Source organism: Actinoplanes teichomyceticus ATCC 31121, assembly GCF_003711105.1.
GTDB lineage: Bacteria > Actinomycetota > Actinomycetes > Mycobacteriales > Micromonosporaceae > Actinoplanes > Actinoplanes teichomyceticus.
The window spans coordinates 2,944,511-2,960,966 of record NZ_CP023865.1 but is presented as its reverse complement, the minus strand read 5'-3'; the positions used below and the strand labels follow the sequence as shown (position 1 = coordinate 2,960,966).

At 74.6% G+C, this 16,456-nt stretch carries 14 protein-coding genes; 5 read left to right on the top strand and 9 right to left on the bottom strand.

Features of this window, described 5'->3' with window-relative positions; all coding sequences use genetic code 11:
- Positions 1-14: 14 nt before the first annotated feature.
- Entirely contained in the window at positions 15-1,319 is a 1,305-nt protein-coding gene (locus ACTEI_RS13285; RefSeq protein WP_122977942.1) for an efflux RND transporter periplasmic adaptor subunit, read from the bottom strand.
- A gap of 223 nt (positions 1,320-1,542) precedes the next feature.
- Between ACTEI_RS13285 and ACTEI_RS13280 the strand changes: the two genes are divergently transcribed.
- A complete protein-coding gene (locus ACTEI_RS13280; RefSeq protein WP_122977941.1) occupies positions 1,543-2,109 on the top strand; it encodes a hypothetical protein in 567 nt (188 codons plus the stop codon).
- 331 nt (positions 2,110-2,440) lie between these two features.
- On the opposite strand, the gene ACTEI_RS13275 is transcribed toward ACTEI_RS13280, so the two are convergent.
- Complete coding sequence (locus tag ACTEI_RS13275) at positions 2,441-3,319, bottom strand: alpha/beta hydrolase family protein (RefSeq protein ID WP_122982115.1); 879 nt, start codon at positions 3,317-3,319, stop codon at positions 2,441-2,443.
- Between the two features lie 203 nt (positions 3,320-3,522).
- On the opposite strand from ACTEI_RS13275, the gene ACTEI_RS13270 reads away from it, so the two are divergent.
- Positions 3,523-6,447, top strand: a complete 2,925-nt coding sequence (locus ACTEI_RS13270) for a helix-turn-helix domain-containing protein (protein ID WP_122977940.1) — start codon at positions 3,523-3,525, stop codon at positions 6,445-6,447.
- Between the two features lie 63 nt (positions 6,448-6,510).
- Here ACTEI_RS13270 and ACTEI_RS13265 read toward each other — a convergent pair whose 3' ends face one another.
- Complete coding sequence (locus ACTEI_RS13265; protein ID WP_122977939.1) at positions 6,511-6,945, bottom strand: hypothetical protein; 435 nt, start codon at positions 6,943-6,945, stop codon at positions 6,511-6,513.
- 142 nt (positions 6,946-7,087) lie between these two features.
- Here ACTEI_RS13265 and ACTEI_RS37750 point away from each other — a divergent pair, with 142 nt between their 5' ends.
- Positions 7,088-8,059 (top strand): hypothetical protein, encoded by a 972-nt coding sequence (locus ACTEI_RS37750; RefSeq protein ID WP_187645982.1) that lies wholly within the window; start codon positions 7,088-7,090, stop codon positions 8,057-8,059.
- A 108-nt stretch (positions 8,060-8,167) separates the two neighbouring features.
- Here ACTEI_RS37750 and ACTEI_RS13255 read toward each other — a convergent pair whose 3' ends face one another.
- Together ACTEI_RS13255 and ACTEI_RS13250 are read right to left on the bottom strand one after the other, a co-directional pair.
- Positions 8,168-9,148 (bottom strand): LacI family DNA-binding transcriptional regulator, encoded by a 981-nt coding sequence (locus ACTEI_RS13255; RefSeq protein WP_122977938.1) that lies wholly within the window; start codon positions 9,146-9,148, stop codon positions 8,168-8,170.
- A 515-nt stretch (positions 9,149-9,663) separates the two neighbouring features.
- Positions 9,664-10,236 carry a histidine phosphatase family protein gene (locus ACTEI_RS13250; protein ID WP_122977937.1) on the bottom strand — a complete coding sequence of 191 codons (573 nt, stop codon included), beginning with the start codon at positions 10,234-10,236 and terminating at the stop codon, positions 9,664-9,666.
- A 126-nt stretch (positions 10,237-10,362) separates the two neighbouring features.
- On the opposite strand from ACTEI_RS13250, the gene ACTEI_RS13245 reads away from it, so the two are divergent.
- On the top strand, positions 10,363-10,827 hold the full coding sequence (locus ACTEI_RS13245) for a DUF6098 family protein (protein WP_203723759.1): 465 nt from the start codon (positions 10,363-10,365) through the stop codon (positions 10,825-10,827).
- 330 nt (positions 10,828-11,157) lie between these two features.
- Here ACTEI_RS13245 and ACTEI_RS13240 read toward each other — a convergent pair whose 3' ends face one another.
- Together ACTEI_RS13240 and ACTEI_RS13235 are read right to left on the bottom strand one after the other, a co-directional pair.
- Positions 11,158-11,571, bottom strand: coding sequence for a hypothetical protein (locus tag ACTEI_RS13240; protein ID WP_122977935.1), 414 nt, complete (start codon positions 11,569-11,571; stop codon positions 11,158-11,160).
- A gap of 454 nt (positions 11,572-12,025) precedes the next feature.
- Complete coding sequence (locus tag ACTEI_RS13235; protein WP_145830872.1) at positions 12,026-12,292, bottom strand: hypothetical protein; 267 nt, start codon at positions 12,290-12,292, stop codon at positions 12,026-12,028.
- A gap of 485 nt (positions 12,293-12,777) precedes the next feature.
- On the opposite strand from ACTEI_RS13235, the gene ACTEI_RS13225 reads away from it, so the two are divergent.
- Complete coding sequence (locus ACTEI_RS13225; protein WP_122977932.1) at positions 12,778-12,969, top strand: DUF1918 domain-containing protein; 192 nt, start codon at positions 12,778-12,780, stop codon at positions 12,967-12,969.
- Positions 12,970-13,129: 160 nt separating this feature from the next.
- Here the strand turns inward: ACTEI_RS13225 and ACTEI_RS13220 are convergent, their stop codons facing one another.
- The gene (locus ACTEI_RS13220; RefSeq protein ID WP_122977931.1) at positions 13,130-13,951 is read right to left on the bottom strand and encodes a LacI family DNA-binding transcriptional regulator; all 822 of its coding nucleotides are present in this window, start codon (positions 13,949-13,951) and stop codon (positions 13,130-13,132) included.
- A gap of 5 nt (positions 13,952-13,956) precedes the next feature.
- The gene (locus ACTEI_RS13215) at positions 13,957-16,422 is read right to left on the bottom strand and encodes a glycoside hydrolase family 2 protein (protein WP_122977930.1); all 2,466 of its coding nucleotides are present in this window, start codon (positions 16,420-16,422) and stop codon (positions 13,957-13,959) included.
- Positions 16,423-16,456: the final 34 nt, after the last annotated feature.

The following is a 16,456-nucleotide window of genomic DNA, read 5'->3' as shown; positions in this document are numbered from 1 at the left end:
AGGAGCCAGCTGTACTACCAGGAACGGGACACCACATCACCCTCCGTGAGCCCAGAGACGATCTCGGTGTACCGGTCACCCCGGAGGCCGATCCGTACCCGCAGCTCGGCGCCGTCCCTGCGCACCGTGCCGGTCGACCCGGTCACGTCGTGCACCGCGGTGCTCGGCACCCGCGGCACGTCCGGCTTGCTGCCGGTGGTGACCCGCACCCGGGCGCTCTGCCCGACCAGCACGTCCTCCGGAGCGTCGACGAAGGACAGCACCACCCCGAAGCGGGTCAGCGTCCCGTCGCTGGCGCCGACCGGATCGACCACCACCACGGTGGCCTCGAACGTCTCGCCCGGCCGGTCGGCCAGCGTGATGACCGCCTTCTGCCTGACCGCCAGGTGGTCCGCGTCGGCCTCCGGGAAGTCCGCGCTGATCTGCATGTCGTAGATGTCGGCCAGGGTGATGAACGCCGACCCGGAGCTGACCCGGGTGCCCACCTTGCCACCGACCGACAGGACCCGGCCGGCGATCGGGGCGGTGATGGTGGCGCCGGCCAGGGCCTCCTCGGCCTGCTCCAGGGTCACCTCGGCCTGGTTGACCCGCCGCTGGGCGGTGAGGACGGCGTCACCGCCGCTGCCCTGGCCGCCCTGCTGGCCGCTGCCGGAGCTGCCCGAGCCGGCGCAGGCGCTCGACCCGCCACCGGCGCCCCGGGAGCCGGTGGCGGTCGCGGTGGGCCGGGCCGTCGCGGTGGGCCGGGCCGTCGCGGTGGGCCGGACGGTCCCGGTGGGCCGGGCGGTCCCGGTGGGCCGGACGGTCCCGGTGGGCCGGACGGTCCCGGTGACCGTCGGGCGGGGCGAGGCCGATGCGGAAACCGACGGGGAGGCCGACGCCGCGACGCCCGGCGACCGGTACGCCGCCGCGACATCGCACGAGCCGGCGCTCGTGCCGGCGGCCCTCGCGTCGGCGAGCGCGTCCTCGGCGTCGTCCAGCGCGGCCTGTGCCTCGTCGACCGCGTCCCGCGCATCGGCGTCGTCCACCTTCGCGAGCACGTCGCCGGCGGCGACCGTGGTGCCGGCCCGCACCGAGACGCTCGCCACCGTGCCGTCCACCGCGAAGGACAGGGCGCGCGTCTGCGCCGCCGTCAGCGTCCCGGTGGTGGCCACCTCGGTGGTCACCGCGCCCCGGTCCACGGTGGCCGTCTCGGCGGCCTTCGGCTCCTGCGCGGCGCCGGCCGTCAGCGCATGCGCCACACCGTAAGCGAGCAGCAGGAGCACGGCGACCGTCACGCCGAGCCAGATCAGACGCCGGCGACCGGCCAGTGCAACACCCATGGCCGAGGAGTCTGGCGAGCGGTCCTCGCGGCCGCCTCGGTCCTGCCTCGGAGTTGCCTCGGAGCCGCCGGGCCTGATCAAAGGCAATTCCTGGCGTCATCCGATCCGCTCAAAGGCAATTCCTAGCGTCATCCGATCTGCCGCACAGGAAGGCCGGGTTCGCTGTGCCGACGTGCCCGCCCGGTGACCGAGGAGGCGGCATCGTGTCGATGAGGAGACGCTTGTGCCGGTAGTCAAGTCGAAGATGGCCCGCCGGGTCGCGGCCTGCGCGGCGGTGGCGTTCGTCTCGGCCGCCTTCACCGCGGCGTGCGGCGGCAAGGACGGCGACGGCAGCTCGGCGAACGGCTCGGCCGGGCAGAACGGCGGCAGCTCGGCGTTCGGCGCGTACACCGCATGCCTCGCCGAGAACGGCGTGACCGTCACGATGCCCTCCGGCGGCGCCCGGCCCTCCGGCGCTCCGGGCGGCGCCGGCGCGCGGCCCTCCGGCCAGCCCCGGCCCTCCGGCAGCTTCGGTGGCCGCGGCGGCTTCCCCGGCGGGGGCGGCCTGCAGAAGCCCGCGGACGTGGACGACGCGACCTGGACCAAGGCCCAGCAGGCCTGCGCGTCGGTGCGGCCCAGCTTCGGCGGGCCGGGCGACGGCGGCGGTGGCGACGGCGCGAACGCGGCGTACCTGAACTGTCTCAAGGACAACGGCGTCGCCGACCCCGGCAAGCTCGACGCGTCCGACGCCACCGCCAAGGCCGTCGAGACCTGCAGGGTGCTGCAGCCCAGCGCGGCCGCCGGCTCCTGAGACCGACCACCGTGCCGGCGTCGTCGGCCCCCTCGTGACGGCGCCGGCACGGTCACTCCCGGGCGGTCACGACAGGCGGGTGACGCCCTTGCCGGTCCGGGGCCGGTGGCCGGTGATGCATCCGCTGACGTATCCGTGGGCGCGGCGGTGGCCCTCGGTCGCCCGAGCGGCTTCGGCCCACGGGACCAGGTGGAGATCCCGGTCGCCGATCGGCAGCTGCGCGGTGGGGCCTCCACGGGTTCCGGATCGGCCAGCGCCGGCCGCCCGGAATGCGGATACGGCCGGCGGGGCCGGTGATCGCCCTGGATCACCGGCCCGGCCCGTGCCGCGTCTAGGAGATCGGGCAGGTGTTGCGGTATTCGGAGATCTGCAGGCCGCGCGGGCCCGGGCAGAGGAACTGGTCGTACCGCGTGTCGTTGTCGACGAAACGCTTGAGCCAGGCCACCGCCTGCACCGCGGTCGGCGTGTCCACCGTCTGCGGGAAGAAGTGGCTGGCGCCGGCCAGTTCCAGGTACGCCTTCTCCGCCGACGACGGGATGGTCGTGTAGAACGGGATCGAGTGGGTGGCCACCGGCGCGATGGCGTCCGCCTGCCCGCCCACGATCAGCGTCGGGACCCGCAGCTCGGTCCACAACTTGTCCGTGTTCCACGGCGCGAGCGGCACCGCGGCCTGCAACGACGGCCGGTCACTGGCCGCCTCCAGGCTGCCGCCGCCACCCATCGAGTGACCGGACACGGCGAGCCGGCTGGCGTCGATCCGGCTCCGCACCGAGCTCGACCTGGTCAGGTAGTCCAGCGCGGCCAGCAGCTGCTGCCCGCGCGAGTCCGGCTGGTCCAGCGTGGTCAGGGTCTCGATGCCGATCACCACGAAGCCGTGCGAGGCCAGGCGGGGTCCCAGCCAGGAGATGCTCGACCAGTACGCGGTGAAGCCGGGCGAGATGGCGATCGCGCCGAAGGTGCCGTCGGCGGTGGTGGTGGGGTAGTAGATGGTGCCGCCGCCGAAGCCGGACACGCTCAGCCGGGAGACCGAGGTGGTGGAGACCGCGTACGGGCCGCGGCTCGCCTGCAGAGCGGCCAGGGTCGGCGCCGGGCCACGCTCGTACGGGTTGTCGGCGGCCTGCGCGGCGGTGGCGCCGAGCGGCACGGTGAGCGCGAGGGCGGCGGCCGTGGTCAGCAGGAACCGGCGTACCCGTGAGGTTGATCGGTGCACGTCGAACACTCCTTCACCTGGGGGAACGGATCGACGAGCGCCAGTCTGCGCAGCCACCGCGGGGCGACGCATCGGCGAAATCACCGGCCTCATGTCATCAGCCCGCAACATCCTGGAAATTTCACTCCCTGCACGACATCGACGCGCTCCTTTCGATCCCGGGCCCGGCGAGCGAGACTCTCGGCATGTTTCATGCACCTTTAGTGCAAGAAATTGACCGGCTGCTGGCCGCGGCCGCCGCCGGCCGGGGCGGCGCGCTGCTGCTCTGCGGCGGCCCCGGATCGGGCCGCAGCACGCTGCTGCGCACGGCCGTCTCGCACGCCACCGGCTGGACGGTCCGCACCGCTGCTGGGCACGCCGCCGAGCGCACGCTGCCGCTGGCCGCGCTGCACCGCCTCGCCGGCGCCCACCCGCCGGCCGGTGACCTGGTCACCACCGGCGAGTCCCTCCTGCACCACTGGCGTACGACCGCGGCGCACCACCCGCTGCTCTGCGTCCTCGACGACGCGCACCTGCTCGACGAACCGTCCCTGCGGGCCGTCGCCTACGCCGCCCGGCGCCTCGACGACGGCGACCGGATCGCCGTGCTCGCCGCCGGCGCCCCCAGCCTCGCCGGATGCGGCCTGCCGGCCCGGCGCCTGCGGCCACTGCCCGCCGACTCGTGCCGCGCCCTGCTCAGCACGCTGGTCCCGGACCTCACCGAGGACGTGGCCGGCGCCCTGACCGAACTCTCCGGCGGCAACCCGGCCGCCCTCACCGACCTGGCCGCCGCCCTGTCACCCCCGCAGCGCCGCGGCTACGCCCCGCTGCCGGACACGCTGCCCCCGGACAGCGCGCTGCGCCTGCGCCTGCGCGCCGAGATCGCCGCGCTTCCCCCGGTCACCCGGCACCTGCTGCTGCTCGCCGCCGCCGACCCGCCGGCCCCGCTGACCGATCTGCTCGCCGCGGCCGGGCCACCCGGGCCGCCGATCGACCGGCTTCCGGGCACCGAAGCACCCACGCCGTTGACCGGGCCGCTCCCCGCCCTCGAACCGTTGACCGGGCCGCTGACCGCCCTCGAAGCACCCACACCATGGACCGGGTCGCGGCCCGGCGCCGATCGGCCCACGCCGTTGACCGGGCCGCTCGACGCCACCACCACCTCCTGCGGCGACGACGCGTGGCTCGGCCGGGAGCGCGCGGACGGCGGGCTCGCCTGGTTCGGCCCGGCCGAACGAGCCGGCCTGGTCACCATCGACGGCGCCACGGTCCGTTTCGGATCCACGATCGCGCGCACGGTCGCGTACCGGGAGATGTCGGCGACCGCGCGGCGGGCCGCGCACCTGGCTCTCGCCCGGGTCGCCGCGGCCCGCGGCCGCCACCTGCCCGCCCTGCTGCACCGTGCGGCGGCGACGACCACCGCGGACCCCGCGCTCGCCGCGGCACTCACCGAAGCCGCCGCGGCCGCCGGGCCGTTCGACGCGGCAGAGGCTTTCCGGTACGCCGCGGAACTCACCCTCGACCCCGCCACGCGCGCTGCCGCGCTGCTCGACGCGGCCCGCTGCGCCTGGCTGGCCGGCCACCCGCACCGGGCCGGGCTGCTGCTGCGCCGAGCGGAACAGTCGGCGGGCGCCGCACCGCCGCCTCCGGCGCTCGCCGGGCGGCCCGGGGCTGCCACCGCGCCGGAGCCGGCCGCGGGACGCGCAGCCGCCGGGGCGGGGTGGGGACGGCGCGAGGCGGCGCGGACGCGGTTGCGGGCCCGGGGTGTGGCCGCCGAGATGCGACCGGACGAGCCGGCCGCGCGGGAGATCCTGATGGACGTGGCCGCGGAGTTCGCCGACGTCGACCCGGTCGTGGCGCTGGACGCGCTGTCGCTCGCCGGGGAGGCCGCGAGCCTGGCCGGACAGCAGGAACGGTTCGCGGCACTGGCCCGGCGCCTGGCGGCCGGGCGGCGCGGGGACGAGCCGCCCGCGATGACCATGGCATATCACCACGTCGCCGGGCTGGCCGCGATCGCCGAGGCGGACGAGCCGACAGCGTTCGCCCGGTTACGGCAGGAGCTCGACCTGGCCGGGCGGGTCGCCGAGCCGCTGCCACTGATCCGGGCGGCGACCGCGGCGATCGTGGTCGGGGACGCCCGCCGGGCTACCGTCGCCGCCGGCCGGGCAGCGCAGCTGGCCGGGGCGGAGGGCGCGCACAGTCTGGTGCCGCGTGCCCTGGAACTGGCCGTCCTCGCCGGGATGGCGGCCGGGGACTACGAAGCGGCGACGGACGCGGCCCTCGACGGGGTGGCGGTGGCCCGCGGCACCGGGCAGCACGCCCTGGCCGGCACCCATCTGGGGCTGCTCGCGGTGCTGGCCGCGCTGGTCGGCGACCGGGACACCGGGCAGAGCCGGATCCGGGCGGCGACCGGCACCGAACAGGCACGACCGCTGTGCGGGTGGGCGCTCGCCCTGCTCGACCTGGTCGACGGGCGGCAACGGGCGGCGGCGGAACGGCTGGGCACGGTGGTCGCCGGGCCGCCCGGACGAGGATCCGTGCTGCTGCGGGTCGCGGTGGTGCCGCACCTGCTGGAGGCGGCCGGACCGGAGCCGGCGCTGAATCCGGTGGCCGCGGCGTTCGACGAGTGGGCCGGGCGGACCGGACAGACCGGGTGGCTCGCGCTGCGCGACCGGTGCCGGGCGCTGCGGACCCGCGACGGGGAGGCCGCCGAAGCGCACTTCCACGCCGCGTTACGGCGCGTCGGGGAGGGCGGGTTCCCCCGGGCGCACACCGAACTGCTGTACGGCCGGCTGCTGCGGCGGCGGCGCCGGCATGTCGAGGCGCGGACGCATCTGCGCCGGGCGGCGGAGACGTTCCGGCTGCTCGGGGCGGACCCTTGGGCGGCGCAGAGCGTACGGGAACTGCGTGCCGCCGGGGAACGAACCGCCCCCGAAGCACGCACCTGCGGTCCCCGGCCCGCCGACGGCGGGCTGACCGCCCAGCAGGAGCGGATCGCGACGCTCGTCGCGGCCGGCGCCACCAATCGGGAGGTGGCGCAGGAGCTGCATCTCAGTCCGCGAACCGTGGACCATCACCTGCGCAACGTCTTCGCCCGCCTGGGGGTCAGGTCACGCACCGAGATGGCGCATCTGCTGGCTGAGCGCTGACCCGGCGCGGGATCGGCCGGTGCCGCCCCACTGCTCTGCTCACCGGACGAGCCGGCGCGCCGGTCACCGGGTGAGGTCGAGCGCCGCCCACCGCTCGGACAGCTGCCGGCGGCGGCAGGCGACCAGGTGACCGGCGAGAATCGCCGGGTGGCCGCCACGCACGCAGACGTCCGCACCGGCGGTGAGCACCGCGGCAACCAGCTCCGCGGGCGCCCACTCGTCGGTCAGCACGACGATCCGGCTGGCCCGCGGCAGGACCGCCCGGGCCTGCCGGACGTCCTCCGCGCTCGCGCCGTTGAACAGCACCAGCTCACCGGGCCGGACGTCGGCCAGCTCGGTCAGCGGGCGCATGCTCCAGCCGGAGGGGAGGTGCTGCGGGAGCGCCCCGACCCGGCTCCGCTGACCGAACACGGCGACGACCGGACCGGCGGCGGGTCCCGGGATGCGCGCGGTGGCGGTTCCGGCCTCGCGATTCCGCTCGACGATCATGGTGGTCATCCCCCTCGACTGGGTCCCTGGTGATGTCTTCACCATTCGCCTGCGGCCTTAAGACCCCATGTGCCGTGCCTGTGGGTTCGTTGTCAGCCGGTCAGCCTGTCGTGCAACGCGATCATCCTCACCGTCGTACCGGAGGTGCAGGATGAGCCGCATGATCTGGTTCGTCTACCGGTCGCCGTACCACGGCGTGCTCGGCAAACACGTCCGCGAGCTACCCGACGCGTCGGTGCTCGACTGGTTCCGTCGCGGCTGGGACGAGGCGGCCCCCGACTCGAACGCCTGGCTGCAGGCGGAGCTGGGCGTCGACGTCTACGGCCTGCACACCGTCTTCGACGAGGTGGACAAGCGCTCCCCGCCCAAGCCGGAGAGCATGGCCGAGCTGCGCGAACACCTCAAGAAGCATCTGTACGTGGAAGGGCGGGTGATGGTCGACGACCACAGCGTCCGGGCCCTGACCGATGACGACGAGGTGCCCCTGGCCTACTTCTTCCTCGATCACGCACTCGTCGACGAGCGCCCGGCACGGCTGGCCTACCCCGTCCACGGACGGTGGCCCCTGCCCACGCACACCGGCACCACCGCCGGCCACGACGACCCGGTCACCACGATCGCGATGTCGCAGATCCTCGCCGCCGACTGGGACACGCCGGGCACGGTGATCCGCGTCCCCGGCGTCCGGCTTCCGGAGCTGGCCGGATGGCTGCGTGCCGCGGACACGTGGCCCGAGGAGCTGACCCTGCTGCGCGGCTGCATCGGCCCCGACGACGACCTCGCCGCGGCTCTGGACCGGATGAACCGATGGGGCGCCTGGGACGATGAGGCCCCCGACCTGCGGGGCATGGACGGCCCTCACGAGGATGCGCACGGGGTCGTCCGATCGGTGACGACACGGGGCGCGGGCCGGCAGGTCATTCCCGGTCCGCTCGGCCAACGCCGGCCCGCGCTCAGCCGGGTCGAGGTCACCGAACACCTGGCGCAGGCGGTGCTGCACATGGACGACGACTTCGGTTACCTGCAGCTGTTCCTCTTCGACGACGTGTGGGCATCCGAGCACCGCTACCTGGCAAAATCGCTGCGCCGCTGGTTCGGGAGATCCTGGGACCCGCTGAAGTGACGCTGCCCGACCGCCGGCCGTGGCCCGGTCAGCCACGCGGAACGCTCGGCGTCCGCCGAGTCGTCGCGGCCGATCGGCAAGGTGAAAGGCCGGCCCGGGCGCCGGTCGTCAGGCCGACTCGCGGACCACGACGCGGACCAGGTCGGCGGTGGGCAGCACCGGGGCGGTCCGGCCGCTCACCGCGGCCACCACGGTGGTGGCCAGGTGGGCGGCGAGGGTGCGCTGGTCGGTGGTCACGGTCGTCAGCGACGGTACGGCCAGACGCGCCGCCGGGATGTCGTCGACGCCGATCACCGCGAGGTCGCCCGGCACCGGCCCGAGCCGCCGCGCCCCGGCCAGCACGGCGAGCGCGACCTCGTCGTTGTATGCGCAGATCCCGGTCACGCCGTCGGCGCGCCACCGGCGTACGGCCGCGGCCGCCTGCGCGGCGTCGAGCGCGACGGTGCGCACCACCGGTCGCCGCGGCGCGGCGGACCGCACCCCGGCCAGCCGCGGCTCCGCGAAGATCTGCAGTCGCGGGTCGTCGGGGTAGGCGTATCCGAGGCGGGCGTGGCCCGCGCCGGTCAGATGCTCGGCCTGGCGGCGCCCGATCAGCTGCTGCGGCAGCTCCAGTTCCCGGCCGTGCCGGCCGGCCCGGCCGAGCAGGGCGACGACGAGGGCGACCCCGGCGGCCCGCATCGCCTCGGTCTCGTCGTCGGAGAAGTCGGTGAAGGACAGCACGGCGGCCGGGGTGATGGTCTTCCAGATGTCCGCGATCGGCCGGTCCTGCCGGCTGCCCGGGTGCGCCACGAAGGTGAATCCCTCGCGGGCCAGCGCGGTCGACAGGTTGCCCAGCAGGTTGCCCACCTCGTTGCCGATCGGCCAGTCCGGGAGCAGGCAGAGGACCACCTCGGAACGCCCGGTGCGCAGGGTGCGGGCGGCGGCGGACGGCGCGTAGCCGAGTCCGGCGGCGGCCGCGAGCACCCGGTCGCGGGTGGCCGGCGAGATGCTCTGCCCGGGGGTGGCGTTGAGCACGTAGCTGACGGTGGCGCGGGACACCCCGGCCCGGCGGGCGACGTCGGCGCTGGTGATCCTGCGGGGCTCGGACATGGCGTGACTTTACTACTTACACGTGTCAATACACCGCGCGTGACACTCGGGCCGGCGGCACGGTCACGCCCCCGGACGGCGCTCGGCGGCACGGCCACGCCTCGGACCAGCCACCACCCGGCCGTCGCGACCGGCCGGCCCGGGGCCGCGCACCGTTTTCCGGATGTTACCTGTGTGCAAGGCCACGTCGGGTGAATGGGAGCGTGACTCGGGTGGACAATGGCTGGTCGCTCGCGGGCCGGGCGACATCCGAGCCATCCTGTGACCGGGCGGGCCGGCCCGCCTCAAGCAACCGTCCTGCTTCAGGCGGGCCGCCCGCCCGACGACCCGCCCACCAGCGACCCGCCCACCCGGCAGCGACCCACCCACCAGCGACCCGCCCACCCGGCAGCGACCCACCCACCAGCGACCCGCCCACCCGGCAGCGACACTCCCCCACCAGCGACCCGCCCGGCCGGCAGCGAGCCACCCGTCCTGGCGATCCGCGGGCTCGGCGTTCGGCGGCGACCCACCGATCAGCAGGGGGCGTTCCACGTCGTGATGACCGGGTCCACCTCGTGCTCGAAACCGAGCACCGACACCGTCGCGGTGTCCAGCTTGAGCAGGCCACCGGCGCTCGCCGGCAGGCCGATCCAGCGGGCGCCGGTCACCCGCAGACTGTGGCCGTGCCCGATCAGCGCCACGTCCCCGCCGCTGAGCAGCTCCCGAGCGCGGGCCAGCACCCGGTCCAGCCGCGCGCCGATCGCGGCCGGGGACTCGCCGCCCGGGCAGCCGTCCGCCCACAGCGACCAGTCCGGCCGGTGCGCGCGGATCTGTTTGGTGGTGATCCCCTCGTACTCCCCGTAGTTCCACTCGGCGAGATCCTCGATCACCTCGGTGACCTCCAGACCGGCCAGCTCCGCGGTCCGCAACGCCCGCTTGCGCGGGCTCGACAGGACCGCCGCGAAGGTCCGCCCGCGGAGACGTTCTCCGGCGCGGCGCGCCTGCGCCTCCCCCTCCGCGGTCAATTCCAGATCGGTGTACGACGTGTGCCGCCCGTTCGCGCTCCACTCGGTCTGCCCGTGCCGGACCAACACGATCTCCGCCATGCGACGCCCTTTCGTAGCCGTTCTCAGCCTGTCATCTCCGCCGGTGCACCGCACCCGCGGCGTCCACGTCCCGGGCGCCCCGCGGCGTCGAGGATTAACCGCCGCCCGGCGGGGAATCCGCCGCTGGTGCCGGACCGCAGAGATGACCTACCCGTTCTCACCGATCTGGACTCCGTCGTCGCGATGGTGCGCCAGCATCGCAACGATCTCTACGTCCGCTGGTCCCGGGGGCCCGCCACCGACCTACGGGACTCCGGCACGGGGCGCAGCCGGGACTCGCTCACCGGCATCCCGCTGCCCGGGCTCTCCGCGAACTCCATGGTCGTCGAGCCCTGGTGGGGTGACCGCCCTCTGCGCCTGTGGGTCGCCCGGCGCCTCTACGACTACCTGCACCTGCGCGAACTGCGCGGCCCGGGCGTCCGCCCCTGGCTGCTCACCGGCGTCGAGGCCGGTCGCGGCCCGGACAACGAGCCGCTGGTCCACTGCCGGCAGCCGGTGGCCTGGATCGACGGCAGGGCCCTCGACGACGCTCGGACGCTGGTCGAGTCGCAGAACTCCGCCGAGTGGGGACCGCTGGACCGTCGCGGCTGAGCCGGGCGGTGCCGACCATGACGGTCCGCGCAACGATGTCGCCCACGACCATTTACCCGAAGCGGTGCCGACCATGACGGTCGGCGGCGCGACGTCGCCACGACCATCCACCCCTAGCGGTACCGACCATGACGGTCGGCGGCGCGACGTCGCCACGACCATCCACCCCTAGCGGTACCGACCATGACGGTCGGCGGCGCGACGTCGCCACGACCATCCACCCCTAGCGGCGCCGACCGTGACGGTCCGCGCGAAGCGATGTCGGCCGTGGCGGTCCGGACCGCCCGACGGGCGGCGGCGCGGCGGGCGGAGCCTCCGACGAGCGGCGGATCACTCGCTGGCCGGGCCGATCTCGCCGGGTGTCGGCATCGGGTTGCGGGCCTCGTCACGGGCGGCCAGGCAGGCCATCGCCTCCCGGTACTGCGCGCCGGTGAGCTCGCCGCGCAGCAGCTGGACGACCAGCAGGCCCTCGGTGCTCTCGGCGCGCGGGACCGGCGGCGCCGGCGCGGGCGGGACCTGCGCCGCCCGTGCCGGCGCGGGCGGGACCTGCGCCGCCCGTGCCGGCGCGGGCGGGACCGGCGCGGCCGGGACCTCGATGATCGCGACCGCGGGCAGCAGGACGGTGGAGAGCGGCCCCGGACCCGTCACGAGCCCCGCCGGAGCGGCGTGGCGCCGCGACCAGAACACGAACGCGACAGCGGCGATCACGCCGGCGCTCAGCACGGTCAGCAGCATGGCGATCATCCCCTCAGCGGTCAGGTCCGGTCAGCGATACCCATCAGGCCCTGTGCTTTATACATCACTCAGGCAACTGGTGATCTTGAAGCGCAGAGCGGACAGATCGCTCTGACCAGCGGCTCCACTGAGAGCGGACGGATCACCCCGCACGGTGAAAAGCGGACATGACCGGGCCCACGCCGCCGGGAACCGGCACGGTGGGCGGCTCCCGGGAATCCGCCCACCGCCGCGGCCGCGCGCACCGCGACACGGACACGGACTCCTTGAACGGAGGCGCGCGAAGTCAGCGGCGCACGAGATCAGGAGCGCGCGAGGTCAGGGACCGCGCGAGGTGAGCGGCGCGCGAGGTGAGCGGCGCGCGAGGTGAGCGGCGCGCGAGGTGAGCGGCGCGCGAGGCCAGCAGCGCACGAGATCAGCAGCGCACCAGGTCAGCAGTGCACCAGGTCAGCGGCGCGCGAGGTCAGGGGCGGTAGTCGCGGGGCACCGACATCGGGTGCCGCCGCTCGTCCCGGGCTGCGATCCGTTCCAGCGCCCGCACGTACTGGCGTGCGGAGATCTCGCCGCCGAGGAGCTGGGCGGCGAGCACGCCCTCGAGGCTGGCCGGTGCCGACCGGCTCGCCACCGGAGGGGCGCCGTGCCGGGACCGGGCGGCGCGTCCGGGCCAGGGCCAGAAGGCCAGGCCGAGCGCGACCACCAACGCGAGTAGGGCGACGAGCACAATCATCATCATCGGCACCCCCGTACCTGACGCTCGTACCGGACATCTTCGCCGAGAGTCCCATCGAAGGGCATCGGCAATCTTCTGACAGCAGCGCTTTGACCTGCGGCTTCGTATGATGGAGGGGGTGCGGCGCTATGCCCGTACCGGCAGATGAAGCGAATGCGGCGGTTTCCCGGGGTCTCGGCCCGCGCCGGTTGCACCGGCCGTCCGGCCGCCGGGCGCCGCACCGATCCTGGCCGCGCGCAGGACGGCGGCCGGGTGGGCGTCGTGCCGCGGTGGCACAGCGGCCGGGCGTGCGTGATCAGCACATTCGGACGCGCGGGTGATCGTTTTGGAGGCGGTGGCCGGAGGACCGGACGGTATGGCACAGGCCACAGTGCACAGTCCTGTGCCAGCGGCCGACGGCCCGCGCGGCTGAGGTCCTTCAGATCGTGTGCCGGTGGTCAGTGCGGTGCGATGCTGCCACGAACGACATCCGAAGGGAGGCACGAATGATCGCGCACGAGGGCGACCAGCTCGTCGTCAACGGCAGACATGTCGGTGACGGCGCCAAGGTCGGAACCATCACCAGACTACGCCACCAGGACGGCACGCCACCCTACGAGGTGCGCTGGTCCGACGGCCACACGGGCCTCGTCTTCCCCGGCCCGGAAGCCCAGATCCGCCCCACCACCGTCCACTGACCCACCACCTCTCACCCGAGCCCAGCGCCACAAGCGCTGGGCCGTCCTCCGGAGCGCAACCCGCCCCCGGCGAAGTTTCCGCAACCACCACGCATTGCGCCTGCGAGGGCGCAATGCCGCCGAGCCGAAGGCGAGGCCATAAGCAGAGCCATGAACCTTCTCAGCCGGTGCTCTCCCGCTGCCGGATGCTGACCGTCGGGCCGGAATGCTCCCGCCCGGGCTCACCGCGCACCAGCCCGAGAACGGCCCGCCCCAGCGTCAGCCCGTGCTCGTGCACGTCGGTGCTCAACGCCGACAGCGGCGGCACCGCCAGTTCGCACAGCGGTGAGTCGTCGCAGGCCAGCAGGCTGATCTCGGCGGGCACGGCGACGCCGGAGCGGATCAGTTCCTGTTCGGCGGCCACCGCCATCACGTCGTTGTCGAACACGATCGCGGTGGGCCGCGGGTCGGCGGCCAGCAGCGTGCGCAGTCCCCGCACCCCGCCCTCGGCGCTGTAGTCGCCTTCGACGACGGTCACACGGACACCGTGCCGGGCGGCCGCGGCGCGGAACGCGGCGGTCCGTTCGGTGGTGTGCACCAGCTCGGCCGGCCCGCTGACGCGGCCGACGACCCGGTGGCCGAGGCCGCTGAGCGTCTCGATCGCCGTGGTCATGGCGCCGGCATCGTCGGTGACGACTTTCGCGTACGGCCCGGGGTGCCGCCCGGCCAGCACGACCGGCAGGCCGAGCCCGGCCACGTACGCCGGGCGGACGTCGTCGTGCACCAGGTTGACCACCACGACCGCGGCGACCGTGTGGTCCCGCGCCCACCGCCGGTAGGTGGCCAGCTCGGTCGCCAGGTCCGGCACCACCAGCAGCAGCACCGTCGCGCCGGCCGGGGCGAGCGCCTCCTCCATGCCCGTGATCAGCTCCATGAAGAACGGCTCCACCCCGATCCGGTCGGCGCTGCCGGTCAGCACCAGCCCGATCAGCCCGCCGGCCACCGCGATCAGGCCCCGGCCGGGGCGGCGAGCGCGTTCGCCGAGCGCAGCACCGCGGGACTTCGGAACGCCTGCGGGTCCGCCCAGGCGGTGCGCACGTGGAAGGTGTGGCTCTCGCCCGCCAGCAGATCGACGAGCATGTCGTCCACGACGGCATCCGGGTCGATCTTGTCGACGAGCAGGGCGACGTCCCGGGCGAACGAGGTGGCGGTCACGGTGATGGAGTATCCGCCCTCGGCGGGGCGGATGTCGGCGGACAGCGCCGCCGGATCGTACGCGAGGTCGAAGTCCTCGGCGAACAGGTGCGTGGCGCGCAGCGCGTCCATGTCGGCGACCAGCACCTCGCGGGCCGGGTCGGCGGCGGTGACCAGGTCCGGGGCGGGTCGCAGCACGGACACCGCCCGGGGCGCGACGACGAGCGCGGCGTCGGCGCCGGCGGACGGCGTCCCGTCGAACGCCACCCGGCGCAGCCGGACCGTGCCCCGCCAGGGCTGGTCGGTGTCGTTGACCGCGACCAGCACCGGACGGCCGTCCTCGACGCGGAAGGCGAGCAGGCGCGGCGCGTAGCCGCGACGCAGCGCGTACCAGGCCGGTTTGCGCCGGCCGGCGCCGTCCACCACGGCCCAGGAGGTGACCGGCCAGCAGTCGTTGAGCTGCCAGAGGACGCTGCCCGTGGTGCGCGGCGCGTGGCCGCGCAGGTGCGCGACCGCGTACGCCGTGGCCCGCGCCTGGGTGAGCTGCGTCGCCCAGTGCCATTCCGCGAAGTCGGCCGGCACCCGCATGTGGCGGGCGATCCCGCGGTCGAGTTTGCCGTTGCCGTCCTCGGCCTTCTGGTGCGCCAGGAACGCCGGCGATTCCCGGTCGAAATCCTCGGCGGCGAGCGACTCCCGCAGCGTCGACCAGGTGGGCGGCGCCTGCCAGCCGAACTCGGAGCAGAAGCGGGGCAGGAAGTTGGCGTGGTACGTGTAGTCCTGCCGGTTCCACGCCTCCCACTCGTGCCGGGTGCCGTACCGGTCGTCGTTGGGGTGCACCGCCTCGGGGTCGTGGCCCGGGCTGGACGGGCTGCCCGGGTGGTACGGCCGGGTCGGGTCGAGTGCGGCCAGCAGCGCCGGGAAGTCCTCGTAGTAGTAGCGCGCGCCCCAGCTCATCCCGCCGAGCGCGGCCTTCCAGTCCCAGTCCTCGTGGCCCCAGATGTTCTCGTTGCCGCCGTTCCAGAGCGCGAGCGACGGGTGCGGGGCGAGCCGGGCGATGTTCTGCCGGGCCTCGGCGAGGATCTCCGAGCGGATCGGCTCCTCCTCCGCGTACGCCGCGCAGGCCAGCGGGAAGTCCTGCCAGACCAGGACGCCGAGCTCGTCGCAGAGGTCGTAGAAGTCGTCGCTCTCGTAGATGCCGCCGCCCCAGACGCGCAGCAGGTTGGCGTTGGCGTCGACGGCGCGCCCGATGGCGGCCGCGTAGACGTCCCGGGTCAGACGGGTGAGCAGGTGGTCCTCGGGGATCCAGTTGAGCCCCCGTACGAAGATCGGCTTGCCGTTGACCACCAGCGTGAACGCGCTGCCGATCTCGTCCGGCGTCTCGTCCAGGGTGATCGTCCGGAAGCCGACCCGGGCGTGGTGGGCGTCCAGCTCGCCGGTGTCGTCGCGCAGCAGCACGTCCACGCGGGCCAGCGGCTGGTCGCCGTGCCCGACGGGCCACCAGACCGGGGCGTCCGGCACCGCGATCTCGGTCATCCCGGAGGTCTCGCCGGCGCGCAGCGGGATCTGGCCGACGTGGTCGCCGACGCGCACCTCGGCGACCAGCGGACCGTCCACGCCGAGCCCGGATCGCTCGACGTCGACGTGCACGACCAGCCGGCCGGTGCTGCCGTCGAGGGTGGCCAGCGGCCGTACCGAGGCGAGCCGCGCCACCCGCCAGCGCTCCAGCCGGACCGGCTTCCAGATCCCGGCCGTCTGCAGGTCGGGCCCCCAGTCCCAGCCGAACGAGCAGGCCATCTTGCGGACCGCGTTGAACGGGTGCGGATACGGCCGGGGGCGCTCCCCGAGCACTTTCTGCACCTGCTCGGCGTACTCCAGCGCGGAGTCGAAGCGCACCGACAGCGGGACCGCCGCGCCGCGCAGCCGGTCACGCACGTCGAACCGGTAGCCGCGGTGCATGTTCGCGGTGCGGCCCAGCTCCGCCCCGTCGAGGGTGATGGTGGCGACCGTGTCCAGGCCGTCGAAGACCAGGTCCACCCGCTCGCCGGGGGCGGCCGGCGCCGCTTGCAGGGCGGTCTCGTAGAGCCAGGACGAGCGGTGGAACCAGACCAGGGCCGCCTCGTTCTCGCCGAGGTACGGATCGGGGATCAGCTCGGCGGCGAGCAGGTCGGTGTGCACCGTGCCGGGCACGGTGGCCGGGACCGGCACGGCGGCGATCCCGTCCGGCACCGGCCCACCCGCGGCACGCACGGTCCAGCCCGAGTGGAGCTCGGTTCTGATCATCGAAGATGACTCCTGTCGTAGTGCCGCCGCGGGC